General features: G+C 58.5%; 21 protein-coding genes. 11 read left to right on the top strand and 10 right to left on the bottom strand.

The features are described 5' to 3' along the window. Positions 1–47 precede the first annotated feature (47 nt). Complete coding sequence (locus ACLPGZ_RS07590; protein WP_088451053.1) at positions 48–548, top strand: hypothetical protein; 501 nt, start codon at positions 48–50, stop codon at positions 546–548. 6 nt (positions 549–554) lie between these two features. Here the strand turns inward: ACLPGZ_RS07590 and ACLPGZ_RS07595 are convergent, their stop codons facing one another. Both ACLPGZ_RS07595 and ACLPGZ_RS07600 read right to left on the bottom strand, forming a co-directional pair. After that, complete coding sequence (locus tag ACLPGZ_RS07595; protein ID WP_239055167.1) at positions 555–1,478, bottom strand: glycosyltransferase family 2 protein; 924 nt, start codon at positions 1,476–1,478, stop codon at positions 555–557. Between the two features lie 251 nt (positions 1,479–1,729). Further along, complete coding sequence (locus ACLPGZ_RS07600; RefSeq protein ID WP_003803595.1) at positions 1,730–1,858, bottom strand: hypothetical protein; 129 nt, start codon at positions 1,856–1,858, stop codon at positions 1,730–1,732. Positions 1,859–2,083: 225 nt separating this feature from the next. On the opposite strand from ACLPGZ_RS07600, the gene uvrA reads away from it, so the two are divergent. The 3 genes from uvrA to ACLPGZ_RS07615 are packed head-to-tail and all read left to right on the top strand — an operon-like array spanning position 2,084 to position 9,532. Next, positions 2,084–7,786, top strand: coding sequence for an excinuclease ABC subunit UvrA (gene uvrA / locus ACLPGZ_RS07605; protein ID WP_239055166.1), 5,703 nt, complete (start codon positions 2,084–2,086; stop codon positions 7,784–7,786). After that, positions 7,759–8,871, top strand: a complete 1,113-nt coding sequence (gene pabB / locus ACLPGZ_RS07610; protein ID WP_239055165.1) for an aminodeoxychorismate synthase component I — start codon at positions 7,759–7,761, stop codon at positions 8,869–8,871. Before uvrA ends, pabB begins: the two co-directional genes overlap by 28 nt. Before the next feature lie 10 nt (positions 8,872–8,881). Beyond that, positions 8,882–9,532, top strand: coding sequence for an aminotransferase class IV (locus ACLPGZ_RS07615; protein WP_239055164.1), 651 nt, complete (start codon positions 8,882–8,884; stop codon positions 9,530–9,532). Here ACLPGZ_RS07615 and ACLPGZ_RS07620 read toward each other — a convergent pair. Then, positions 9,509–10,309, bottom strand: coding sequence for a tRNA threonylcarbamoyladenosine dehydratase (locus ACLPGZ_RS07620; RefSeq protein ID WP_115634218.1), 801 nt, complete (start codon positions 10,307–10,309; stop codon positions 9,509–9,511). The two genes, ACLPGZ_RS07615 and ACLPGZ_RS07620, sit on opposite strands and share 24 nt — an antisense overlap. A gap of 252 nt (positions 10,310–10,561) precedes the next feature. On the opposite strand from ACLPGZ_RS07620, the gene ACLPGZ_RS07625 reads away from it, so the two are divergent. The 5 genes from ACLPGZ_RS07625 to purU all read left to right on the top strand — a co-directional run bounded on the left by ACLPGZ_RS07625 (position 10,562) and on the right by purU (position 14,511). Next, positions 10,562–11,233 (top strand): gamma-glutamylcyclotransferase, encoded by a 672-nt coding sequence (locus tag ACLPGZ_RS07625; RefSeq protein ID WP_009455103.1) that lies wholly within the window; start codon positions 10,562–10,564, stop codon positions 11,231–11,233. 9 nt (positions 11,234–11,242) lie between these two features. After that, positions 11,243–11,875, top strand: a complete 633-nt coding sequence (gene pdxH, locus ACLPGZ_RS07630) for a pyridoxamine 5'-phosphate oxidase (RefSeq protein WP_239055163.1) — start codon at positions 11,243–11,245, stop codon at positions 11,873–11,875. Between the two features lie 39 nt (positions 11,876–11,914). Further along, positions 11,915–12,427, top strand: a complete 513-nt coding sequence (locus ACLPGZ_RS07635; RefSeq protein WP_009455106.1) for a flavin reductase family protein — start codon at positions 11,915–11,917, stop codon at positions 12,425–12,427. Between the two features lie 88 nt (positions 12,428–12,515). Beyond that, a complete protein-coding gene (locus tag ACLPGZ_RS07640) occupies positions 12,516–13,631 on the top strand; it encodes an NAD(P)/FAD-dependent oxidoreductase (RefSeq protein ID WP_239055162.1) in 1,116 nt (371 codons plus the stop codon). A 25-nt stretch (positions 13,632–13,656) separates the two neighbouring features. Continuing rightward, entirely contained in the window at positions 13,657–14,511 is an 855-nt protein-coding gene (gene purU / locus ACLPGZ_RS07645) for a formyltetrahydrofolate deformylase (protein WP_164837966.1), read from the top strand. Positions 14,512–14,831: 320 nt separating this feature from the next. Here purU and ggt read toward each other — a convergent pair whose 3' ends face one another. Together ggt and ACLPGZ_RS07655 are read right to left on the bottom strand one after the other, a co-directional pair. Further along, positions 14,832–16,577 carry a gamma-glutamyltransferase gene (ggt, locus tag ACLPGZ_RS07650; protein WP_239055161.1) on the bottom strand — a complete coding sequence of 582 codons (1,746 nt, stop codon included), beginning with the start codon at positions 16,575–16,577 and terminating at the stop codon, positions 14,832–14,834. Beyond that, entirely contained in the window at positions 16,574–17,455 is an 882-nt protein-coding gene (locus ACLPGZ_RS07655; RefSeq protein WP_239055160.1) for a LysR substrate-binding domain-containing protein, read from the bottom strand. The genes ggt and ACLPGZ_RS07655 overlap by 4 nt, the downstream gene beginning before the upstream one ends. 290 nt (positions 17,456–17,745) lie before the next feature. Here ACLPGZ_RS07655 and ACLPGZ_RS07660 point away from each other — a divergent pair, with 290 nt between their 5' ends. After that, positions 17,746–18,939, top strand: coding sequence for an acyl-CoA dehydrogenase (locus tag ACLPGZ_RS07660; protein WP_022983442.1), 1,194 nt, complete (start codon positions 17,746–17,748; stop codon positions 18,937–18,939). Between the two features lie 263 nt (positions 18,940–19,202). Here the strand turns inward: ACLPGZ_RS07660 and ACLPGZ_RS07665 are convergent, their stop codons facing one another. Further along, the gene (locus ACLPGZ_RS07665) at positions 19,203–19,649 is read right to left on the bottom strand and encodes a MaoC family dehydratase (RefSeq protein WP_035271462.1); all 447 of its coding nucleotides are present in this window, start codon (positions 19,647–19,649) and stop codon (positions 19,203–19,205) included. A gap of 448 nt (positions 19,650–20,097) precedes the next feature. On the opposite strand from ACLPGZ_RS07665, the gene ACLPGZ_RS07670 reads away from it, so the two are divergent. Continuing rightward, positions 20,098–20,913 carry an alpha/beta fold hydrolase gene (locus ACLPGZ_RS07670; RefSeq protein WP_060185596.1) on the top strand — a complete coding sequence of 272 codons (816 nt, stop codon included), beginning with the start codon at positions 20,098–20,100 and terminating at the stop codon, positions 20,911–20,913. A 65-nt stretch (positions 20,914–20,978) separates the two neighbouring features. Here the strand turns inward: ACLPGZ_RS07670 and ACLPGZ_RS07675 are convergent, their stop codons facing one another. The 4 genes from ACLPGZ_RS07675 to ACLPGZ_RS07690 form a co-directional block, all read right to left on the bottom strand. Then, positions 20,979–22,004, bottom strand: a complete 1,026-nt coding sequence (locus ACLPGZ_RS07675; protein WP_239055159.1) for an L-threonylcarbamoyladenylate synthase — start codon at positions 22,002–22,004, stop codon at positions 20,979–20,981. Next, positions 21,997–23,178 (bottom strand): 5-(carboxyamino)imidazole ribonucleotide synthase, encoded by a 1,182-nt coding sequence (locus ACLPGZ_RS07680; RefSeq protein ID WP_428993904.1) that lies wholly within the window; start codon positions 23,176–23,178, stop codon positions 21,997–21,999. Before ACLPGZ_RS07680 ends, ACLPGZ_RS07675 begins: the two co-directional genes overlap by 8 nt. Positions 23,179–23,193: 15 nt before the next feature. After that, positions 23,194–23,706: a 5-(carboxyamino)imidazole ribonucleotide mutase gene (gene purE, locus ACLPGZ_RS07685; RefSeq protein WP_226348940.1), complete on the bottom strand. Its 513-nt coding sequence runs from the start codon at positions 23,704–23,706 to the stop codon at positions 23,194–23,196. A gap of 242 nt (positions 23,707–23,948) precedes the next feature. After that, a complete protein-coding gene (locus ACLPGZ_RS07690) occupies positions 23,949–24,830 on the bottom strand; it encodes a phosphoribosylaminoimidazolesuccinocarboxamide synthase (RefSeq protein ID WP_009455127.1) in 882 nt (293 codons plus the stop codon). Between the last annotated feature and the right edge of the window lie 26 nt (positions 24,831–24,856).

A 24,856-nucleotide genomic window follows, 5' to 3' on the forward strand; every position in this document is an offset into this window, starting at 1 on the left:
CCTGTCTCAGGTAATATACTCACTTTTGCTGACAATCCAAAAACGCCATGCCCACACCTGACGCCCCTGAACTTGTATTTACCACCGAAGAGATCGAAACCCTGGGCCGCACCGCCGATGCGCTGAGTGCCTACCTGGGTCGTGCCGTCCTGGCCGAGATCGTGGGAGCGGAAGAAACCGGCTTTGAATGGGTCATCTTTGCCATGCCCCTGGACAAGAATGAAGACGAAAGCGAATTCACGATTGTGCAGGTAGGCGGCGAACAGGCCCGCATCGTGGGCAACCGCGGCGGCTTGGACCCCAAGGACACGGCGGTCTACGCCTGCCGTTACCTGTGGGCCATCCAGTTAAGTGATGCCGAGCCTGTGCGCTTTATCAAAGTGGACGAAGAAGGCGAGGAAGTCGCCTGGACCGAGACCCTGGAAGAATTGCTGCCCTTCGCCCTGAGCGAAGATGCCTTCGCCGTCGAGGATGAGACGGATGAAGACGACGAGGACGACGATGATGACAGCCCGGAACCGGGCGCACACGGCCACACCCTGCACTAATCGCGTTCAGGCCCGTCGCTTGTCCCGCAGATATAAAGCGACACCCACCGGCCACATCAAACCCACCAGCAGATAAGAGGCCAGGCCTTTCAAGCCATAACCTGCTGGTGGCTTGCGCCCACTGGCACGCAGGTGCAGCCCAAAGCGGGTGTAACGCGCGGCAGCCATCAAGAACGCCTTGGGCTCGTAGCGGAACCAGGGCAGACACTTCACCACCGTATCCTGCGCCAGCAGCCACAAGCCCAGTGCATGTTGCTGGCTGGTTTTGCCTTGCACCGACAAGGAGTCCGGGCTGTCGTGGTAGACACGGAATACGGTGTTCACAAATCGGTTCTTGTAGCCCGCACGGGCAATCGCCCGCCACACCAGGCTTTCTGGCACAAAGCCGTCGATCTGATCGGGAAAGGGAAACTTGCGCAACACAACGGTACTCAAACAGCCGAACTTCTCGCCCCGCACGTGGTAGCGAAAACTCATGTCCAAAGAGCTGGCATCAAAAATATCCTGGGGAAACATATCCCCGACGACCTTGCCATCCGGTCGCACACACAGACCCGTAATGCCTGCATAAGCTGCCCGCTCTGATACAGGGATGTCGGCCCAGATCTGCGCCATATCGTAGAGCGCATTCACCAGCAGGGTGTCATCACTGTCCAAAGCAACGACCAGTTCACCCTGGGCCAGAGCCACGCCGTGATTGAACGCCGCCTTCTTGTGACGATTTTCCTGCCAGGCATAATGAATCGGAAAGGAGGCTTGCTGTTGCCAGCCTTGCACCAGTTCCCATGTCCCATCTGTGGAACCATCGTCAATGACCACCCATTCAAAGTCCTGACAGGTTTGCTCGCACAAGGAACGATAAACGCGCTCCAAGGTGTGAGCGCGGTTATAGCTAGGTGTCAGGACGGTGAACAAATGGCGCCATTCCATACGCGGGTGTCCCCATAAACCACTGTTTTGATTATTGTTACGGGCAGCTACTTACATCTGCATCAGAATGACATCATCATAAAGCAAGCACGGCGCTGTGCAGCGCACTATCTGCAGGGCTCCAGACAAACCCGAAGCAAAATCAAACGCGCACAAAAAAACCACAGGCAAGCCTGTGGTTTTTTTGCTGCTGGGTGTGATTTCAAGCTGAAAAATCAGGTTTCTGCTTGTACACCGCTCAAGCCAGGCACTTAGACGCGCTTGACCTTTTCCAGCATTTTGAAAACGCCCTTGGGTGCGCGCACAAACAGACGTTTGAATGCTTTACCCAGGCAACGACGCTCCAGCGTGTTGCGGCGAGTGCGTTTGATTTCCGCCATGGTGATCTCCGATCTTAATGTAAGCCCTGCCGGATGATCCCGACAAAAGCGCAATAGCTAACCAGAAATTCTACCGTAATCCGCGTTAAGATACAAAGGCTAGAGTGTGCATCCCTGGCAACACCTTGCTGGCGTGTACCGCTCTCACTGGCGCATGGGGCCTGTTTGACAGGCCTTTTCGCTGCCGCTTCCCTACTCTGCCCTCTCCAGAAAGCCGACCTTGCCATGAGCTCAGAAATTCGCATTTTTGGCGCCCGCCAGAACACTCTGAAAAACCTGAATGTACGTATCAAAACGGGCGAGTTACTGGTTATTACCGGCGTTTCCGGCTCAGGCAAAAGTTCGCTGGCCTTTGACACTCTGTATGCAGAAGGCCAACGACGCTATGTAGAAACCTTCTCCCCCTATGCGCGCCAGTTCCTGGACCGCATGGACAAACCTCAGGTCGATCGCATTGAAGGCATTCTGCCCGCCATTGCCATTGACCAGGTGAACCCGGTGCGCAACTCGCGCAGTACCGTGGGTACCATGACGGAGCTGAACGATTACATCAAGCTGCTGTACGCCCGCTTGGGCGAGTTGTATTGCCGCCAGTGCGCCCAGCCTGTGCGCCGCGACAATGCCGACAGCATCGCCAAGCAGATTCGCAAGCTGGCAGAGGACCACGATGACCCACGCCTGGTTCTGACCTTTGCCGTCAAGGTTCCGGCCAACTTCACGCAGCAAGAAATTGAAACCTTGCTGCATCAGCAGGGCTACACCCGCCTGCACCACGAAGAAACACAGACCGTCACGGCCAGCAGCAGCACGAAAAAGGGCAAAAGCAGCAAAGCCGCCCCCACGGAGCAAAAGCTTCTCTATGTGATTCAGGACCGCTTCCGTGCCAGCACGGTAGAGCCGGAACGTTTCATGGAAGCGATCGAAGCAGCGTTGCGCCACGGTCAGGGCAAGTTGACGGTGTATGCCTCGGCCAGTGCCGATGGCCCGGAAACCGCCTGGCGTTTCAGCCAGGGTCTGCACTGTGCCCAGTGCGATATTGAATACAGCCCCCCCGTAGCCAGCACCTTCTCCTTCAACTCGCCCCTGGGCGCGTGTGAATCCTGCCGTGGCTTTGGCCGCGTGATGGGTATTGATTACGGCCTGGTCGTTCCCGATCCCAGCAAAAGCCTGCTGGAAGGTGCGATCCGCCCTTGGCAGACAGCCAGCTACAAAGAATGTCAGGTCGAGATGGAGCGCTACGCTCCGGCAGCCGGTGTACGCCTGAGCGTGCCCTGGAAAGACTTGAGCCAGGAAGAGCGCGACTGGGTGATTAACGGCACCCCGGACTGGAAAGGCGGCAATCAGGCCTGGAAAACCCAGTGGTACGGCGCGCAACGCTTTTTCGACTGGCTGGAGTCGCGCGCCTACAAGATGCACGTGCGTGTGCTGCTGTCCAAATACCGCAGCTACAACACCTGCCCGGCCTGCGCCGGCTCGCGTCTGAAACCCGAAGCCAGCTTGTGGCGTGTAGGCGATCAGGCGGCCCCCGCCGATTCCCGCTACCCACGTTTCATGCCCGTGCATTCAAACTGGCTGCGCGAGCAACTGGATGCCATGCCCGGCCTGAGCGTCCCAGACCTGATGCGTTTGCCTATCGAGCACGTACGCACATTTTTCCGTGGCCTGCACTTTGGCGATGCACGCGATGCGGCCATTGATCTGCTCTTGAAAGAAACCCTGTCCCGCCTGGATTATCTGTGCGATGTGGGCCTGTCCTATTTGTCGCTGGACCGCCAAAGCCGCACCCTGTCTGGCGGTGAAGTGCAGCGTATCAACCTGACCACGGCACTGGGCACCTCGCTGGTAAACACCCTGTTCGTGCTGGACGAGCCCTCGATTGGCCTGCACCCACGCGATATGCACCGCATTATTGAAGTAATGCATCGTCTGCGCGGCAATGGCAACACCCTGGTGGTGGTCGAGCACGACCCGCAAGTGATGGTGGCCGCCGACCGTATTCTGGACATGGGCCCCGGCCCTGGCGAGCGTGGCGGTCAGATTCTGTTTGATGGTTCGCCCCAAGCCTTGCGCGGTGCAGAAACGCTGACAGGCCGCTACCTGAGTGGCGAGCTGAGCATCGAATCGCCCCGCCCTATGCCTGTGGCCGACAACACCCCGCGCCTGCTGCTGGAAGACGTCAGCGCACACAATCTGCGTCATATCTCCGTGTCCATTCCGCTGGGCCGTCTGGTCTGCGTGACCGGTGTTTCCGGCTCGGGCAAATCCACGCTGATCCAGGACGTGCTCTACCCGGCCATCCTGAAACAGCAAGGCAAGCCGACGGAAGCCCCTGGCCCTTACGGTGCCTTGCTGGGCGCCGAGCAAATTGCCGAAGTAGTGATGGTGGACCAGACGCCTATCGGCAAAACGGCCCGCTCCAACCCGGCCAGCTATGTCGGTGCCTTTGACCCTATCCGCAAGCTGTTTGCCCAGGCCCCGCTATCCAAAGAACGCAGTTACACGCCCGGCACCTTCAGCTTCAATAGTGGCGATGGCCGCTGCCCGACTTGTGGCGGCACGGGCTTTGAACATATCGAAATGCAGTTCCTGTCGGACGTGTACCTGCGCTGCCCGGATTGCGATGGCAAGCGCTTCCGCCCCGAAGTGCTGGAAGTGCGTATCGAACACTTTGGTCGCAGCGCCTCGATTGACGAGGTGCTGGACATGACCGTGCATCAGGCCATGGAGTTCTTTGAAGGCCTGCGCGATGTGCAAACCGGCCTGGCACCCCTGGCCGATGTGGGCCTGGATTACCTGAAACTGGGCCAACCTGTGCCTACGCTCTCGGGCGGTGAGGCACAACGCTTGAAACTGGCGGCTTATCTGGCCCAGGCTTCGCGCACCCGTCTAAGCCAGGTGAAGGTCGCCAAGAAAGGCAATCTGTTCCTGTTCGACGAGCCCACCACCGGCCTGCACTTTGACGATATTGCCCGCCTGATGCGCGCCTTCCGCAAGCTGCTGGCCGCTGGTCACAGCCTGCTGATTATTGAGCACAATCTGGACCTGATCCGCGCGGCAGACTGGATTATTGATCTGGGCCCCGAAGGCGGCGAACATGGCGGCCAATTGCTGGGCACGGGTACGCCTGGCGACATCATGGCGCTGGAGCAATCGCACACCGGCCATGCCCTGAAAGAATACGAACAAGCCATTCTGGGTAAAGGCTCGGCCCTGTTCCAGGAACCCGAGGTAGATTACAAGGCCAGCTCGGGCGGCAGCAACGATGGCCAGATCGCCATCCTGAATGCACGCGAACACAACCTGAAGAACATCTCGGTGCACATTCCGCACAACACCTTCACCGTCGTGACGGGTGTCTCCGGTTCGGGCAAATCCACCCTGGCCTTCGACATTCTGTTTAACGAAGGTCAACGCCGCTACCTGGAATCCCTGAACGCCTACGCCCGCGCGATTGTGCAGCCCGCCGGTCAGCCCGATGTGGACGCAATCTACGGTATTCCACCTACCGTTGCCATTGAGCAGCGCACCAGCCGTGGGGGTCGCAAATCCACCGTGGCCACCATGACGGAAATCCACCATTTCCTGCGCTTGCTGTATGTGAAGCTGGCCACCCAATACTGCCCGGACTGCCATGTGCCTGTGGCCCCGCAAACGGCCGAGCAAATCGCCGCGCAATTGCTGCGTGATCATAAGGGTGAGCATATTGGTTTGCTGGCTCCCCTGGTCACCGCTCGCAAGGGCTACTACACCGACCTGGCCAAATGGGCGCAGGGCAAGGGCTATACCCATTTGCGCGTGGATGGCGAGTTCATCCCCGTCAACCCTTGGCCGCGCCTGGACCGTTACAGCGAACACACGCTGGAACTGCCGGTGGCCGACCTGATTATTGACCCTCGCCACGAACTGCAACTGCGCCAAGCCATACGCGAGGCGCTGGAGCTGGGTCACGGCTCCTTCAGTGTCCTGGCTCCCCTGACGCCATCGGGTTCCATGTCGCTGGAGCAACGCCGACAAGGTCAACCGCTGTCCACGGCCAGCCAGCAACACTTCTCCGTCAAGCGGGCTTGCCCGTGCTGCGGCACCAGCTTCCCCGAGCCGGACCCACGCATGTTCTCCTACAACTCCAAGCACGGCTGGTGCAAGGACTGCTTTGGTACGGGCTTGAAGCTGACCGGCTTCGACCAGGAACAAACGGGCGAGGAAAACAGCTGGAACAACGGCTACGAAGGCGAAGCCGTGGAATGCCCAAGCTGTCACGGCCAACGTTTGAACCCGGTCTCTCTGGCTTTTGAATGGCGCGACCAATCCATTGCCAAGCTGGCCGGTTTGCCCGTGGATGAAGCGCAGACCTTTTTTGGCAGCCTGAACATGAGTGGCCGCGAGGCCGATATTGCGCGCGACATTCTGAACGAAATCCGCAGCCGTCTGGACTTCATGCACGAAGTGGGCCTGGGATATCTGGCGCTGGATCGTGCCGCCCCCACCTTGTCCGGTGGGGAAGCCCAGCGTATCCGTCTGGCGGCCCAGTTAGGCTCAAACCTGCAGGGCGTGTGCTATGTGCTGGATGAACCCACGATCGGTCTGCACCCGCGCGACAACCAGATTCTGCTGAACGCCATGGCGCGTCTAGAAGGCAACGGCAATACGCTGGTAGTTGTCGAGCACGATGAAGACACCATACGCCGTGCCCAGCACATTATTGATATGGGCCCCGGTGCGGGCAAACGCGGCGGTGAAGTCATCGCGCAGGGCACACTGGCAGAAATCGAGGCCAACCCCAATTCGCTGACTGGCCGCTATCTGCGCGAACCGCTCAAGCACCCCATGCAGGCACGCCGTCCCGTCCAGGCCGATGCACCCATGCTGATGGTGCACGATGCCAGCCTGCATAACCTGAACAAGGTCCAGGCCGGTATTCCGCTGGGCAAGCTCAGTCTGGTGACGGGCGTGTCAGGCTCCGGCAAATCCACCTTTGCCCGCGATGTACTGCTGGATAATTTGCAGCGCGTTGTCGGCAGCAAAGAAAAACCGGTGTGGCAGGGTTGTTCCAGCATCAGCGGCTGGGAAAGCCTGGACCGCGTGCTGGAAGTGGACCAGACCCCCATTGGCAAAACCCCCCGCTCCTGCCCGGCCACCTATATCGGCTTCTGGGACGAGGTGCGCAAACTGTTTGCCAACACCAACGATGCCCGCCTGCGCGGCTGGAGCGCCTCACGCTTCTCCTTCAATACCGGCGATGGCCGTTGCCCCTTGTGCGAAGGCCAAGGCATGCGCACCTTGGAAATGAGCTTCCTGCCGGACGTGAAGGTGCCTTGTGACGCCTGCCACGGCCAGCGCTTCAATCCCGAAACACTGGCGGTGACCTGGCGCGACGTCTCCGCCGGTCAGCTTTTGCAAATGGATGTAGACGAAGCGGTTGAATACTTTGCTGCTCATCCTAAAATATTGCGCCCCCTGCAGCTGATGCAAAGCGTGGGCCTGGGCTATCTGACCCTGGGCCAACCCTCCCCCACCCTGTCCGGTGGCGAGGCGCAGCGCGTCAAGCTGGTCAGCGAACTGGTCAAGGCTCGTCTGGACGAAGGTCTGACTCGCACAGGCCGCGCCTACAAGGCTCCGCACACCTTGTATGTGCTGGACGAACCCAGCGTAGGCCTGTCCATGGCGGATGTGGAAAAGCTGATTGTGGTGCTGCACCGACTGGTCGATGCCGGCCATACTGTGCTGGTGATTGAACATAATCTGGATTTGATTGCCGAAGCAGACTGGATTGTCGATCTGGGCCCCGAAGGCGGCTCGGGCGGCGGCAGACTGGTGGTGCAAGGCACGCCGGATCAAGTACAAGCCAACCATGCCTCGCATACCGGCATGGCCCTGGCGGAATTTTTAAAGGAACACGGCGCATGTATGGCCGATTTGAAGACAGACTAAAAGGCTATGCGCTGGAAATGCAGGGCTACCTGGGCCATATCCAGGCTCGTAGCCCTGAAGACTTAAGTACTGCTTTTGAAAAAATCGAACAGGCTCGCCAAGCCGGCCACTGGGTGGCCCTGGCACTGGACTACGAACTGGCCGAGTTGTTCGAACCCCGTCTGTCTGCGCGTGATGCAGCGCCCCATGCGCCCCTGAATGCGCTGGTGTTTGAGCAGGCTCAGGAAGTGGCTTTATGGGATAGTCAGGCAAAGCCCGAATTGAAGGTCAGCCTTCAAATCAGTCAGAAAGACTATCGGGATGCGCTGGCCCAGGTTCAGCAAGGTTTGCAGGCCGGGGATTTTTACCAGATCAACTACACCATGCCCCTGTGCATTCAATCCGGCATGGCACCGCGTGATCTCTATACCGCACTGGCCAGCCGCCACCCTGTAGCCTACGGTGCTTATCTGGATCTGGGTGATCGTCATATCCTGTCGCTGTCACCCGAGCTGTTTCTGGAAAAACGTGGCAACACCGTGCGGACCCGCCCCATGAAAGGCACGCGCCCGCGCGATACCGACCCTGTTCAAGATCAGAACAATGCCCAGGAGCTGCAAAGCAGCCTGAAAGACCGGGCCGAAAACCTGATGATTGTGGATTTGCTACGCAACGATCTGGGCCAGGTGGCCCGCACCGGCACCGTGCAAACCACCAGTCTGTTCGATGTAGAGCAATACGCTTCCGTCTGGACCATGACTTCCAGCATCCAGGCCGAGGTAGACCCGGACTGCAGCCTGCAGACCCTGCTACGCGCCCTGTTTCCCTGTGGTTCGATTACCGGCGCCCCCAAGCTGGCCGCCATGCAATGCATACGCCAACTGGAAACGCAGCGACGCGGTATTTACTGTGGCTCGGTGGGGTATCTCAGCCCCCAGGGCGACTTGTCCCTGAATGTCAGCATCCGCAGTCTGGAGCTGAACAATCATGGTCAAGGAAGGTTTGGCGTGGGCGGTGGCATTGTGCTGGATTCGGACCCGGACCAGGAATGGTTGGAGTGTTTGTGGAAAGCACGTGTCTTGCAGACCCCTGTAACACTGACTTAAAGGCAGCATCATGAGCCAAAGCAAACCTGAATTGATAGAAACCTTGCGGGTAGATGCAGACGGCCAGATCCCCCTGCTGGAACTGCATCTGGAGCGCGTGGCACGCAGCTGCGCGGAACTGGGCTACGACTGGGATGCACAAACCTGGTTGCAGGCCATGCATACGGCGCTGGGCCAGGCTCCGGTCAACACACCCTTACGACTGCGTATCTTGTGGGGTGCCGACGCCAGCGCCCAGGCACAGGCGAACGCACTGCCAGCACTGGAAGGCCCCTTAAAGCTATGCCTGTCCCGCACACCCCTGCCCGCTCAGAACCCGCTGCTCTCGCACAAGACGACGCATCGCCCCTGGTATCAAGAGGCCAGCGCCCTGCTGGAAAAGCATCCCCAAATCTTTGATGTGATCTATCTGGATACACAGAACCGGGTTTGTGAAGGCAGTCGCAGCAATATTTATATTCAGGACGAACAGGGCCAGTGGTGGACACCGCCCGCCCAAGGCTGGCTCTTGCCCGGCGTGCAACGGCAGGCGCTTCTCAATAGCAAGCTGGCTCGTGAAACCGAGATTTCCCTGGAGGATTTACTGAACGCCAAGGCAATCCGAGTCTCGAATGCCTTGCGTGGCTGGCAGGACGCCTTACTGGTTCAGTATCCGGTTTAAGGCGTAGTCGGCGGCCTGCATGCCCATGCTGGCCGTCACAGTGACCCCGGAGCCATAGCCCGCGCAGGCCAGTCCTTGCAGCGCACCGTCTTCGGCCTGGGTCCAGTTTTGTGGCAGACGCGTTTCCTGCTCGAACCACAGGCAATCCACTCCCATGCGAGGCACACGCTTCAAGGCGCGGCCCTGAGCATCGCTGCCACGCGCAAAGCCATGCTGCTTGCGCAGGATCTGGCGCAGCTTGCCCAGCAAGGCATCATGGCGTGCTACCGACAAGTCTCCCCGGCGTAAGGTCAGCGGGTCGGTTTTGCCTCCTGCCCCGCCACAGCTCAGCAGGGGCACCTTGCAGAGCCTGGCCTGCAAGATCAGAGCAATCTTGGCACTAGCCTGGTCAGTGCAATCCAGAAACACGTCGGGACGCTGCTCCATCAGGCTGGCCGCATTATCCTCGGTGACAAAATCTTCAATCAGCTGCAGCTGGCACTGAGGATTGATCTGCGCAATGCGCTGGGCCATGGCTTCAATCTTGGCCATGCCCAAGGTGCTGTCCAGAGCAGGCAGTTGGCGGTTGATATTCGATTCAGCAATATTATCCAGATCAATCAGGGTAATTCGGCCTACGGCCGAACGGGCCAGCGCTTCCACCGCCCAGGTTCCCACGCCCCCGATACCCGCCACCATCACATGGGCGGCCGCCAGACGCTCTCGCGCTCCGGCTCCATACAAACGATCCAAACCGCCGAAACGGCGTTCGGCATCCATGTTGTGCTGCTCTGTCATGCAATCTGTCCATCACCGGCCCATGCGGCCAAACCCGTTAATTCTACGTCTAATTGCCCCTGACCAGCCTGTGAAACGGGCCTTATGCCCTGGTGGCTTGACTGTGCCCTGCCAAATAGCAACACTCATATAAGCAAATTAGTATTTTTCCTTAGTTATCAGCATCAAAGCCCGCTACAGTGGACTGTGCTTGCTCTACAATTGTCATAGGTTTCAAGCATCTGTGATTTTGGCTTACCACCCCTTTTTGCCGTGAACATCGATTCTATTTCCGCCTCGCCTTCCGCCGTACCCACACCGTGCAGCTTTCGTGTCCTGACTGACGAAGAGCGCAACGCCTCTTTGCGTCAATCCCTGGAAGAGGTGCAGTGGTGTGAAAAACAAGACCTCTGGGTCTATGGTTACGGCTCTCTGATCTGGCGTCCCGATTTTGAATTTGCCGAGCAGCGCCAAGCCTTGCTGCGCGGTTACCATCGGGCGCTGTGCTTGTGGTCACGTATCAACCGCGGTACGCCCGAGCAACCCGGTCTGGTTTTCGGGCTGGATGTAGGCGGTTCTTGCCGGGGCATGGCCTTTCGCATTCCCGCCGAAAGCGTCCCCAAGGTATTCGATGCCCTATGGCTGCGCGAAATGCCCAGCGGTGCCTATATTCCTCGCTGGTTGCGCTGCCGCACCAGCCAGGGCGATATTCGTGCCCTGGTCTTTACCATGAACCGCAAGACCGACGCCTACGTCCCCCGTATGCCGGACGAACAGTTGCGACAAGTGGTGTACTCGGCCCAGGGAACCAACGGCCCTTGCATCGAATACGTCATGGAAACCGCCTCGGCGCTGCAACGCTCTAAAATTCTGGATAAACGCCTGCAATCAGTGGTTCAATTACTACAGAGCCAGACTGCACTGCTTAATCCTCAACAAGCCTAAGAGCGCCCCATGTCCCTTGCCGATTTGCGTAACGAATACGAACGCTTTTCCCTGAGCGAAAACGAACTCTGTGCCGATCCTCGCCAGCAATTCCAACGCTGGCTGGATCAGGCGATTGAACTGAAGGAAGTCGAACCCACGGCGATGACGCTGGCCACCGTGAACGCGGAAGGCCGCCCATCGGCGCGCATTGTTCTGCTCAAGGGTTACGACGAACAAGGCCTGGTGTTCTTTACGAATTACCAATCTCGCAAGGGTACGGACCTGGACCATAACCCTTGGGCCAGCCTGTCCTTTTTCTGGGCCTCCATGCAGCGCCAGGTGCGCTTTGAAGGCCGCATCAGCCGCATCAGCGCGGCCGAATCCGACGAATACTTTCACAGCCGTCCTCTGGGCTCTCGCATTGGGGCCTGGGCCTCGCCGCAAAGCCAACCCATCAGCCGCACAGAGCTGGATGCCCGTGCCAAGCAGTACACTGAAAGCTTAGGTGAACATCCCGCCCGCCCTGAACACTGGGGTGGCTTCCGACTGACTCCAGACCATGTCGAATTCTGGCAAGGCCGTGCCTCGCGCCTGCACGACAGGCTGGTGTTCGACCGCAAGGACACATCTGACTGGCAGGTGAGCCGACTGGCTCCTTAAGCCGTTCCCTTGGGGACGCCTGCCCTCAGCATTGATGCAATGACTGTTTTTTCTTCTACCTTCGATAGCGACTTCTTCCGTTCGGCACTGGGCCGTTTCGCCACTGGCGTGACGGTCGTGACCGGTGCCAACAAAGACCACCCGGATCAGGCCATTGGCCTGACCGTCAGCTCCTTTAACTCTGTTTCCCTGGACCCACCTCTGGTGCTGTGGTCGCTGGCCAAGCGCTCCCAGTCCCTGCCACACTTTGTGGACGGCCAGGGCTACGTGATTCACGTTTTGGGAGCCAGTCAGCTATCGCTGGCCAAGCGCTTTGCCTGGGGCGATCAGGCCGAGCGTTTTCGCGATCACCCCATCAAGCGTTCCCCGCACGGCTTGCTCATGCTGGACGACGAGCGCTGCAGTGCCTGGTTCGAGTGCAAGCCTTATGCCGTGCATGAGGCAGGCGATCACCTGATCTTTATCGGTGAAGTCACCCACTGCGAACGCAGCGCCCATCAGCCCCTGATCTACCATGCGGGCGACTTTGACCTGACTCCTTCCCTGGCGTGACGGGGTGTTGCAACGCAACCCTGACGACGACAGCATGGCGGGAGTACACTACGCCTTTTGCTCCAACGCGCCAATAAGGTCCTGATTCATGGCAAACGATGTCGATTGCATAGTGCTGGGAGCGGGAGTCGTAGGTTTGGCCTGCGCCCGACAAATGGCCCAGCAAGGCATGGAGGTTCTGCTGATCGAGCAAACCGCCAGCATTGGCAATGGCGTCAGTTCCCGCAATTCAGAGGTCATACACGCGGGCATTTACTACACGCCGGGCAGCCTGAAGGCCCGCCTGTGTGTAGAAGGCAAGGCCCGGCTGTATGACTACTGCCAGGAACACCATATAGCCCACGCCCGTTGCGGCAAGCTGATTGTGGCGACCACGCCCGAACAGGAAGCCGATCTGCTCAAGCTGCAGGCCCAGGCGCGCGCTTGTGGTGTGGACGATTTGCAGTGGCTAAATGCCGCCCAGGCCCAGGCTCTGGAGCCGGCCTTGAATTGCAGCGCCGCCCTGCTCTCTCCTTCCACCGGCATTGTAGATACCCATGCCTTGATGCTGGCCCTGCAAGGCGATGCAGAAAACCACGGTGCCCAACTGGTCTTCAATACACCCTTTGTCAGTGCGCGAGTCCTGCCCGGACAAGGTTTCGAAGTGCATGTGGGTGGCGCAGAAGCGTTCAGCCTGACAAGCACCCATCTGATCAATGCGGCTGGTTTGGGCGCGGTCGCCGCCGCACGCCAGATCGAGGGGCTGGATGCCAGCCATATCCCGCATGCCTATCTGTGCAAAGGCAGCTATTTCTCTTTGGCGGGTCGCTCGCCCTTCAAGCACCTGATCTACCCCATGCCCAATAAAGCCGGGCTGGGTGTGCATCTAACGCTGGATCTGGCCGGTCAAGCCCGCTTTGGCCCGGACACCGAATGGGTACAGGACGAGAACTACGATATGGACCCGCAGCGGGGCCAATCTTTTTACGCGGCCGTGCGCGAGTACTGGCCCGCTTTGCCTGATAACAGCCTGAACCCCGCCTATAGCGGTATCCGGCCTAAAATTGTGCCCGCAGGCCATGCGGCAGCCGACTTTGTCTTTTCGGGTCCCGCCGAGCACGGCATACCCGGACTGCTGAATCTGTTCGGCATCGAATCCCCCGGCCTGACCGCGTGTTTAGCGATTGCACAACACAGCCAAGAAACCCTGGCCCAGGCAGCTTAAAAACTTTTCTGAAATCTTTACAATACTGTCGATGAACGATTACATCTTGACCCTATCCTGCCCGGATCGTACCGGCATTGTCCACAGCGTATCGGGCTGGCTGCTTGAGCAGAACGGCAACATTCTTGAGGCACAGCAGTTCGGCGACGCCGCCACCAACCGCTTTTTCCTGCGCATCCAGTTTTCCCTGCCCGAAAAGCAGGACGTCAATGCGCTGCAAACCAGCTTCGCACCCATTGCTGAAAAATTCAGCATGGACGCCAATATTTATGACGCCCAGCGTAAAGCCCGCCTGCTGATTCTGGTCAGCCGTCAGGGCCACTGCCTGAACGATCTGCTGTTCCGCGCCCATAGCGGCCAACTGCCGGTGGAAATTGCTGCCGTTGCCTCCAACCATACCGACCACGCTGGTCTGGCTTCTTCTTATGGCATTCCTTTCCATCACCTGCCCGTGACACCGGAAACTCGCCCCGAGCAAGAGCAGCAAATCATCGACCTGGCTCGTGACCTGAAGATTGATCTGGTTGTGCTGGCCCGCTACATGCAGATTCTGTCCACCAATCTGTGCCAATCCCTGTCTGGCCGCGCCATCAATATTCACCACAGCTTCCTGCCCAGCTTCAAGGGCGCACGCCCCTACCATCAGGCACATGCTCGCGGTGTGAAGATTATTGGTGCTACAGCCCACTACGTAACGGCTGACCTGGACGAAGGCCCGATCATTGAACAGGACGTGGAACACGTCACCCACTCGGTCAGCCCAGCTGAGCTGACCCAGATCGGTAGCGATGTGGAGTCTCTGGTTCTGGCCCGTGCTGTGCGCGCCCACGTGGAGCATCGCATCTTGCTGAACGATCAGCGCACGGTGGTATTCCGCTAAGCAGCGAGATCAGACCGGCCTTAAGACTGAAAAAAAGCCCTCAATGCTATGGATATAGATCCACGCATTGAGGGCTTTTTACTGGTCACCCATTTTTTCAGAAGCCAGATGACATGAGCCTGCTCGCTACTTGGCAATTAGCTCTACCAGCCTCAGGCAACGATCGACTGCTGTCTCTGCCAATCTCTGACGAGTATCTGCTTCAAATCGCCAACAGCCTCTCCCGCATACTGACTGTTTCCTCAAGTCGACCATACGCTTGCAGCATGTCTCGTCGGCAAGACCCATATTTACCTCGGGTACACGGCTACAAGCTCTGCTTATTGCCCTAACGCCAACCCTTCACGCCGAGGGTCTACCCCCGCTTCCAGTCCCTCCTGAGTCCAGCGAATCACATGCGTACCGCTAGGAAAAGGCTGCTCACGCACCTCGTGCCCCATTGCCCTCAAGGCCTGCGCCTGTTCCGTCACCGTAGTCCCAGCTTCCAGCTCTGTCGCCCAATTGCGGCTGCCGTAATGGGGCAGGCTGACTGCCTGTTGAGCATCCAGATTCCACATCAACATGCCGGTCAGGGCTTGAGCCACATAAGGAATAATGGCACTGCCACCGGGTGAGCCCAGGGCAATGACAGGACGGCCATCCTGCATCACCATCATCGGTGCCATGGAACTACGTGGACGCTTGCCGGGTTCCACCCGATTCACGGACAGGCGTCCCATTTCGTCTTTGGGGCTCAAGGCAAAGTCAGTCAGCTGATTGTTCATCAAGAAACCATGCACCATGATCTTGCTACCAAAAGCTGACTCGACCGAAGTGGTCATGGACACCACTTGCCCCTTGGCATCCGCCACGGACAAATGCGTCGTGGAAGGCAGCTCGGGCGTGTTGTCGCTGGCAGCCTGTGAGTCGGCCAAGGGCTTACCCGGTTGAGCGTGTCCCATGGATCGGTCTGGCTGAATCAAGGCAGCACGGGATTTCAGATACTCCGGAGCCAGCAAAGCCTGCTGAGGGACAGACACAAATGCCGGATCGGCCACCCAGGCATCCCGATCCGCGAAGGCCAAACGCCCCGCTTCAGAGAAATAGTGAATCGCTTCCACAGATTGCGGCTTCGCCGCAGCAATGGGCGTGTGCTGCAAGATACCCAGCATCTGCATCACACTGATAGCCCCGGAACTGGGCGGTGCCATGCCACAGAGAGCCACTTGCTGCCAGTCCATACAGAGGGGTTCACGACGCAAGGCGCGGTACTGCGTCAAGTCAGACACGGCCAGATCACCCGCAATGGGATCGGCAGCGACGGCAGCCACCATATCCTGGGCAAGTTCACCTTGATAAAAAGCCTGTGCACCCTGCCTGGCCAACAAGCGCAGCACCTGCGCGTATTCCTTGTTCTGCAAACGGTGACCAACTGGCCAAGGCTTGCCTTGCTCGTCCAGAAAATAGGCACGTGTAGCCGCCTTGTCAGCCAGTTCAGGATTATCGGCAATCAAGGTATTCAAGCGTGGGCTGACTTCAAAACCGACCTCAGCAAGCTCAATCGCCGGGTCAAACAAATTCGCCCACGGCAGCACGCCACCGTCTTTATGCATCAACTCCAGGGCACGCAGCAAACCCGGTACGCCTACCGAGCGACCACTATTGACCGCCTGCTTGAAGGACATAGTTTTACCGTCCAGCTCGAAGCGATCCAGACTGCTAGCTGCGGGCACCGTTTCCCGTCCGTCATAGCTCATCAGGCCGGTCTTGGGCTGGAACATCAGCAAGAAGCCGCCACCGCCAATGCCGGAAGACTGTGGTTCCACCAGCCCCAGAACCAACTGAGCCGCAATGGCTGCATCCACCGCACTGCCTCCCTGATCCAGGATGCGCAAACCCGCTTGTGTCGCCAAAGGATGTGCCGTCACCACCATGCTTTTCTGGGTGACAAGCTTGTCACGCTGCATGACACTGCTGGCGGTTTCCGGGTTCAAATGCTGGTTGGCTGCTTCCCGAGCATGCGCAGGTAGCGCCAGAGCCAAGGTCAAGGCAGCCGACAACAGAGCCGGTTTCCAGTGCAATCTCATGTGTTCTCCTTTTGGTACTCAAGCAGCCATTGTTCCAGCAAAAGCACCGCTTCGCTGGGCTCATTGGCCGTAGGATAACTAAAAAAATAGGCCTCACTGACAGGCATGGCATGATCCAGCGGCATGATCAGCTCGCCCTGCTCCAGCGCCTGTTGCACCAGAAAACGCGGCATCAAGGCCACGCCCATGTCGGCATGCAATGCCGACATCACCAGGCTGAACAGCTCGTAACGCGGGCCGGAACTGACACGCAAATCAGGCTCCAGACCGGCAGATCGATACCAGTCCGACCAGCTATCGGGGCGAGTGGACATATGCAGGTGAACCAGCTTTTGCCAATCGCCACTGGCGGCCAGCTTGGGCGAGCAGACCGGCACCAGTTCGCCTTCGTCAAACAGCTTGATCCCTTCAGTTTGCGGCCACAACTGCCGTCCATGATAAATGGCAGCATCAAAGGGGTGGTCGCCAAACTGAAACGGAGTGGTACGCACGGACAGGCTGACGGTGATATCCGGATAGCGCTGGGAGAAACGGGCCAGACGCGGCATCAACCACACGGTCGACAAGGTAGGAAGCACGGCCAGATGGATGCTGCGGCCCACACCGGCGCGTGCAATCAGGCTGAAAGTATCCTTGCCGATTTGCTCCAGATGGTGACGGATGCGAGCAGCATAATCGCGCCCTGCCGGAGTCAACACCAGACGCCGCCGCACCCGTGTCAGCAAGGTCACACCCAGCCGCTGCTCCAGGCCGCTTACCTGCCGGTACACCGCGCTATGCGTCAAGGACAGTTCCTCGGCCGCACGGGAAAAAGTCCCCAAACGGGCCGTGGCCTCAAAGGCCTGTAATGCGCCCAAACTGGGTACGCCTTGTCTCATAGGTCTTCCTCTTAATCATGCCGCCTCAGCCCTCCTCATTCAGTGCAGAGCCGGATCGTTACGCCAGAACACGAAATTGTGCAATTTTATCAATTGCCTTGTGCGCTTTATGCACACTATGCTGAGACTTTATATTGATCTCGCTGATCCACAGCCACCTGATGATGCGCTTGCTGCTCATAGTGGCGACTGTCAGCGATACTTAAGCAGCTCTTTTCTATTTTCCAGACTGATGGCGCCCATCCAGGCTCCACCTGACTGACCCTCTTTGATCTTCCCGGAGTACCTCTATGTCTGCCAATCCCTCTTTCCATTGGGACGACCCCCTGCTGTTGAATCAGCAGTTGAGCGATGAAGAGCGCATGGTGCGCGATGCCGCCCACGCCTATGCACAGGAAAAGCTGCTGCCACGCGTACTGGAGGCCTTTCGCCACGAACAGACTGACCCCGCCATCTTTGCCGAGATGGGCTCGCTGGGCCTGTTGGGGGCCACCATTCCCGAAGCCTATGGCGGCGCTGGTCTGAACTACGTCAGTTATGGTTTGATCGCCCGCGAAGTGGAGCGTGTGGATTCAGGCTACCGCTCCATGATGAGCGTGCAATCCTCTCTGGTCATGGTGCCGATTTTTGAATTTGGCAGCGAAGAACAAAAACAGAAATATCTGCCCAAGCTGGCCAGCGGCCAATGGATTGGCTGCTTTGGCCTGACTGAACCCAATCATGGCTCGGACCCCGGCGCCATGGAAAGCCGCGCTGTAAAAGTGGACGGTGGCTATCGTCTGAGCGGCAACAAGACCTGGATTACCAACTCCCCCATCGCCGATGTGCTGGTGGTCTGGGCCAAAGTCGTGGGTGGTGACGACGACGGCAAGATCCGCGGCTTCATTCTGGAAAAAGGCATGAAAGGTCTGTCCACCCCGGCCATTCACGGCAAAGTAGGCTTGCGTGCTTCCCTGACCGGCGAAATCGTCATGGCCGATGTGGAGATTGCAGACAGCCAGATGCTGCCCCATGTCTCGGGTTTGCGTGGCCCTTTCACCTGCCTGAACTCGGCCCGCTTCGGGATTGCCTGGGGTGCCTTGGGCGCCGCCGAATCCTGCTGGCATACCGCCCGCCAGTACACCCTGGACCGCAAGCAGTTTGGTCGCCCCTTGGCGGCCAATCAACTGATCCAGAAAAAACTGGCTGATATGCAGACCGAAATTACACTGGCGCTGCAAGGCTGCCTGCGTCTGGGACGCATGAAAGACGAAGGCACAGCGGCGGTCGAAATCACCTCCATCATGAAGCGCAACTCCTGCGGCAAGGCACTGGATATTGCCCGACTGGCACGCGACATGCTGGGAGGTAATGGTATCTCTGACGAGTTCGGTATTGCTCGCCACCTGGTCAATCTGGAAGTGGTGAACACCTACGAAGGCACCCACGACGTACATGCCCTGATTCTGGGACGCGCACAAACCGGGATTCAGGCTTTCTTCTAAAGCAAACCAAACAGGGCAAAGCCAAAGGCTTTGCCCTTGTCCGTTTCAACCGGAACAAACTGGTGAATTACATGCCGTAAGGGGACTTCTCTCCCGTCTGCATTTACGGTTTTTACTACCGAGAGACTCGAGGTAAACAGTATCCCTTCATAAGCAGCGGGCAAAAAGCCTGGAATGAAGGTTCTTTCCAGTCGCAGGGCCGTCTCAAGATCAAAGTGGCCGCTGGAAAGTTGGTAAACCAAAACTATGCGGTGGCGGTCTTTTTATTCTTGTTCGGACTTCAACTCAAACATGCTGGTCGATTCCATTTCCAGCACCAGCTCATCACGCTGATTGAACACATTCCAATTCCAGCGAATGATACCCAGATCTGAACGGCTGCTGGACACACGCTTGGACGCCACCGTGGCCTCCAGACGGATTGAATCACCGGCCCGCACAGGCAAAACCCAGCGCAGACGCTCCAGACCGGGCGAACCAAAGGACTCGGAATCGTGCAAGGCAGAATCCACGGCCATGCGCATGGTTTTGCCGCAAGTGAGCCAGCCGCTGGCGATCAAACCGCCCCAATGGCCCTCTTCGGCCTGCTTGTCGTCAATATGAAAGGACTGCGGATCGTATTTCTGGGCAAATTCCAGCATTTCTTCGCGAGTCACAGGGACAAGTGGGTGCTTGATGACCATACCCACTTCAAATTCAGCAAATTTCATGTTGTTGTACAACGAAAAAAGCCCCCACGCTGCGCCTTCGGCTTGCTGCCCCCCGAGGGGGAGGTTTTGCCTTGGGGCGGCCCGGCGACAAAAAAAGCCCCCACGCTGCACCTTCGGCTTGCTGCCCCCCGAGGGGGAGTTTTTGCCTTGGGGCGGCCCGGCGACAAAAAAAAGCCCCCACGCTACACCTTCGGCTTGCTGCCCCAAGGGGGAGCTTTCACCTTGGGACGGCCCGGCGGCAAAAAAGATCGAGATCGCCACTCTACCATCTCTGCCAGAATTTGCAGCCCCTACCCCTACTGCGCCACAAACCGCAGCAAACTGTCCACATCCGGTATCAGGAGAAGCCAGCCTGTGCGTCTTATACCAATCTATGGCATAAAGAGAGTTTCCTGATTACTAATTACCTGAGCGCCCGGTTTGTTCGGGGCTATGCACAACCAAGGCTATGACAACACTCGATTCATCTTTGCAATTTGCGAGCCTGACTCAGGGCTCACAAGCCATCCAGCTGGAATATCAACGCATTGCCCCCGAACGGGAAACCGCCCCTTTGCTGGTGTTCCTGCACGAAGGTCTGGGCTCGATTGCCATGTGGAAAGACTGGCCGGCACAACTGTGCGAACAAACCGGCTGTAGCGGCCTGATGTATTCCCGCTATGGCTATGGCCGCAGCACCCCTCGCCCGGACAATCGCCCCAAAGAGCCCGACTACCTGCATGAGCAGTCGCTGGACGTGCTGCCTCAACTACTGGAGCAACTGGGCGAAGACGGCAAGAAGCGCCCGATTGTGCTGGTCGGCCACAGCGATGGTGGCTCGATTGCCCTGCTGGCGGCCAGTGGCTTTAGCGACAAGCTGCAAGGCATTGTAGTGATGGCCCCGCACCTGTTCGTGGAAGACATTTCCCTGCGCGGCATTCTGGTTGCCCGCGAAGCCTACGAGCAAGGCTTTTTACGCGAACGTCTGGGCCGCTATCACGATGATGTGGAATCCGCTTTCTGGGGCTGGAACGCCACCTGGACCGATCCCCGATTCCGCGACTGGAATATTGAACAAGAGGTCAGCCGTATCACCTGCCCGATTCTGGCGATTCAGGGCGTGGATGATGAATACGGCACGCTGGAACAGATTCGCCGCATCAAGGAGCTGGTGCCCCACACCGAGCTGCTGGAACTGGAGCAATGCGGTCACCTGCCCTACCGGGATAAGGAAGCGCAGGTGAACCAGGCGATTGTGGACTTTCTGAAACGAACAGCCCGCTAAGTAGCGAACTCACTCAGTCCCTAAGCTCAGCCCTTAAAGCACACACGCACTACTAAACAGCAGACTTATTCAAAGGCTGCTGCTGCTCGGCCCAGGCGGTCATTGACCGCCTGCCAGTCCGGCGTATCCGGGCAACGCTGCACCCAAATATGTTGGTACTGGCCTTGGTCCAGACGACGCAACATGGCGTACAAGTCCTGTGCATAAAGCTGCGCATCCGGGCTGCACACATACCAGTCGTGCACCTCCGCCGAAAATGGCGGCAAGGAGGCAAAAGCGACAATGGCCTGCTTGCCCCCCTGGCTCAAAGCAGCCTGCACCGCAGCCGCGCTGTCTTCATCAAACAAAGATAAAGGGGTACGCGGCGCATAGTGCGCTTTCAAGCTGCCCGAAACCTGTGGGGCTTGTTGATCCGGGCTGGCGGGTTCGTAGCCGATGACCTCGGCAATCATGGCGGCGCTAATGTGGCCAGGCCGCAAAAGCACGGCACCCACACCTTGATGAGTACGCGACACGTCCACAATGGTGGACTCGATGCCCACTTCCGACGGGCCCGCTTCCACAATCAGCAGTTCCTCTGCACCCATGTCCGCGAATTCATCGCGTACATGGCTGGCAGCCGTAGGCGATACCTGACCAAACTTGTTGGCCGAAGGTGCTGCTACTCCTGCCTGTCCGCTGGGCTTGAGTTCTGCCATGCGCTTGAGCAAAGCCTGTGCCACCGGATGGGAAGGACAACGAATACCAATGCTGCTTTGGCCACCACTGACCGTATCCGGAATAGCCGGATTGCGCGGCAAGATCAGCGTCAAAGGACCGGGCCAGAAGACATCAATCAATTGCTGCGCCACGGGCGGAATATCCGTCACCCAATAGCGCAAGTCAGCACCGGGGGCCACATGCACAATCAAGGGATGATTCGCAGGGCGGCCCTTGGCTTTGTAAATCAGTTGCACCGCCGCCGGGTTTTCTGCATCCGCGCCCAGACCGTAGACTGTCTCGGTTGGAAAGGCCACCAGCCCCCCTTGTGCCAGCACACGGGCGGCTTGCTCTATCTGCTGCTCGGAAGGGCTACGGGTGGAATCACTCATGATCAAACGCGATACGCAAGGCAGCGGCGGCTCGGGCAGTGCGTTCACGCACTTGCTGATCCGACTCGCCCACAATATTGACGTGACCCATCTTGCGGCCAACACGGGCCTCGGCCTTGCCGTACAGGTGCAAGGACACGCCAGGCACAGCCAGCAAGGCAGCCCAATCAGGTTCACGCATCTGGCCCTGTTCATCAAACCAGATATCGCCCAGGATGTTGAGCATCATGGAAGGACACAAAGCGCTGGTATCACCCAAAGGCAAGGCTGCCATCACGCGGGCTTGCTGTTCAAACTGGCTGGTGACGCAGGCGTTCATGGTGTAGTGACCGCTATTGTGCGGACGGGGAGCCACTTCATTGGCCAGCACACGGCCATCTTCCAGAATGAAGAACTCCACACACAAGACACCCACGTAGTCCAGCGTACGGGCGATAGCGGCAGCCGCCTGACGGGCCTGCTCGGACAAGGCATCATCCTGAAACTGGGCGCTGATGGTGGACACGGCCAAAATGCCGTCACGGTGCTCATTACGGGCACATGGGAAGGTTTTGACCTGATCGTCCAGGCCACGGGCCAGGACAACCGAAATTTCAGATTTCAAGGGTTGCAGGGCTTCCAGCACACAGGCCTGGGAACCGAACTCCTTGAAGGCAGCCAGAGCCTGTTCACGGTCTGCCACACGTGCCTGACCCTTGCCGTCGTAACCAAAACGCGCAGTCTTCAAAATGCCGGGGAACAAGGCGCTGTCAGCGGCCTGCAAATCGTCCAGGCTTTCGATGGCCGCATAAGGAGCCACCGGCACACCGGCCTGCGCGATAAAGGCTTTTTCACGAATACGATCCTGCACAATGCCTACGGCATCACCGGACGGTGTGACTCGTGTGTGCTTGGCCAAGGTCAGCAAGGACTGCGCTGGTACGTTCTCGAACTCGGTACTGACGGCTTGGCACAAGTCCCCCAGACGGGCAAGCGCTTGGGCGTCATCGTAGGCCGCACAGATATGCAGATCCGCCACTGCACCCGCAGGGCTATGGGTGTCCGGGTCCAGCACAGCCACCTTGTAGCCCAGGCTTTGGGCACTATGGCAGAACATGCGGCCCAGTTGGCCGCCTCCAATCATGCCCAGCCAGGAGCCAGGGACCAGAAGGGCAGCATCAGTCATGGGGGTCATCATCACAAAATAAAATCAGGCAGTAGCAGGAGGAACACGCATAGCTCGGGCGGCCTCGGTCTGGCGGGCACGGTACGCAATCAGTTTTTCAGTCAGCACAGCATCGTTGACCGCCAGATTGGCAATCACGTGCAGCGCGGCATTGGCGGCACCAGCCTCGCCAATGGCAAAGGTAGCAACCGGCACGCCCTTGGGCATTTGCACAATCGACAGCAGGGAATCTTCACCGCGCAGGTAGCGCGAAGGTACAGGTACGCCAAACACGGGCAAGTGCGTCAGGGCAGCCAGCATGCCGGGCAAGTGAGCCGCGCCGCCTGCACCGGCAATAATGGCTTTCAGGCCACGGGCCGGAGCCTGGGCACCATAGTCCACCATATCAATCGGCATGCGGTGGGCAGAGACCACACGGCACTCATAGGACACGCCAAATTCGTCCAGAATGGCCACAGCCTGGCTCATGACATCCCAGTCGCTGGAGGAACCCATCACAATGCCCACTGTGGGGACCGCAGGAGTTTGTACGCTCATTAGAGATACGCCCTAAAAGGAAGAAGGCGCCATGCTGCCAGGCGCCTTGGTAAATAGAAAAACAGCAGGGTCCATCCAACGATGGGTTTTCCGGCGAGGCAGACTTTGCTCTGCCCATCGCCCTCCCCCAAAGCCCGGCTCGCTGTGGCAAAGTCGTCCAAGGACATGCAGCCGCTTGGCACCCTGCGAAGGACGAGCAGGCAGCTCGTTTACGGCGAGCACCTGTCCGGGCTGTAAACCGTTCACGCTGTCAGGCGTTCCAGGGCTTCACGGTATTTGTCAGCCGTACGCTCGGCCACCTCAGCAGGCAAGCGAGGAGCGGGTGGCGTCTTGTCCCAAACCTGGGTTTCCAGCCAATCGCGCACAAATTGCTTGTCGTAAGACGGTGGGCTGATGCCTTCGGCATAACTGTCGGCTGGCCAGAAACGCGAGGAATCCGGGGTCAGCACTTCGTCCATCAAATGCAGCTGGCCTTGATCGTCCAGGCCAAATTCAAATTTGGTATCGGCAATCAGAATGCCACGGCTGGCCGCGTAGTCAGCAGCTTCGGTGTACAAACGCAAGGTCACATCACGGATTTGCTCGGCCAGTTCCTGACCCACTTCCTTGACCACGTGGGCGAAATCCACGTTCTCGTCGTGCGAGCCCATTTCGGCTTTGGCAGCCGGCGTAAACAGCACATGAGGCAGCTTGGCCGCTTGCTTCAGGCCAGCAGGCAAGGTGATGCCACATACCGCGCCGGTAGCCTGGTAGTCTTTCCAGCCCGAACCGATCAGATAACCACGAGCCACGGCTTCCACCATGATGGGCTTCAAGCGCTTGACCACCATGGAGCGGCCTTCCACTTGGGCGCGCTCTTCAGGCGCCACCACATCAACCGGGTTCACGCCAGTGGTGTGATTAGGGATGATGTGCGCCAGCTTGTTCAGCCAGAACTCGGTCATCTGCGTCAAGACAGCGCCCTTGCCGGGAATGGGGTCGTCCAGAATCACATCGAATGCCGAAATGCGATCACTGGCCACAATCAACAACTTGTCCTCACCCACCGCATACATGTCCCGAACTTTGCCGCGCGCGAGTAGCGGCAGGGAGCTCAGGCTGGATTGATGTAAGGGCTCTTGCACGATTTCATCCTTAAAACGAAAACATC

The sequence above is a fragment of the Alcaligenes sp. Me129 genome (assembly GCF_050487245.1).
Classification (GTDB): Bacteria; Pseudomonadota; Gammaproteobacteria; order Burkholderiales; family Burkholderiaceae_B; genus Alcaligenes; species Alcaligenes phenolicus.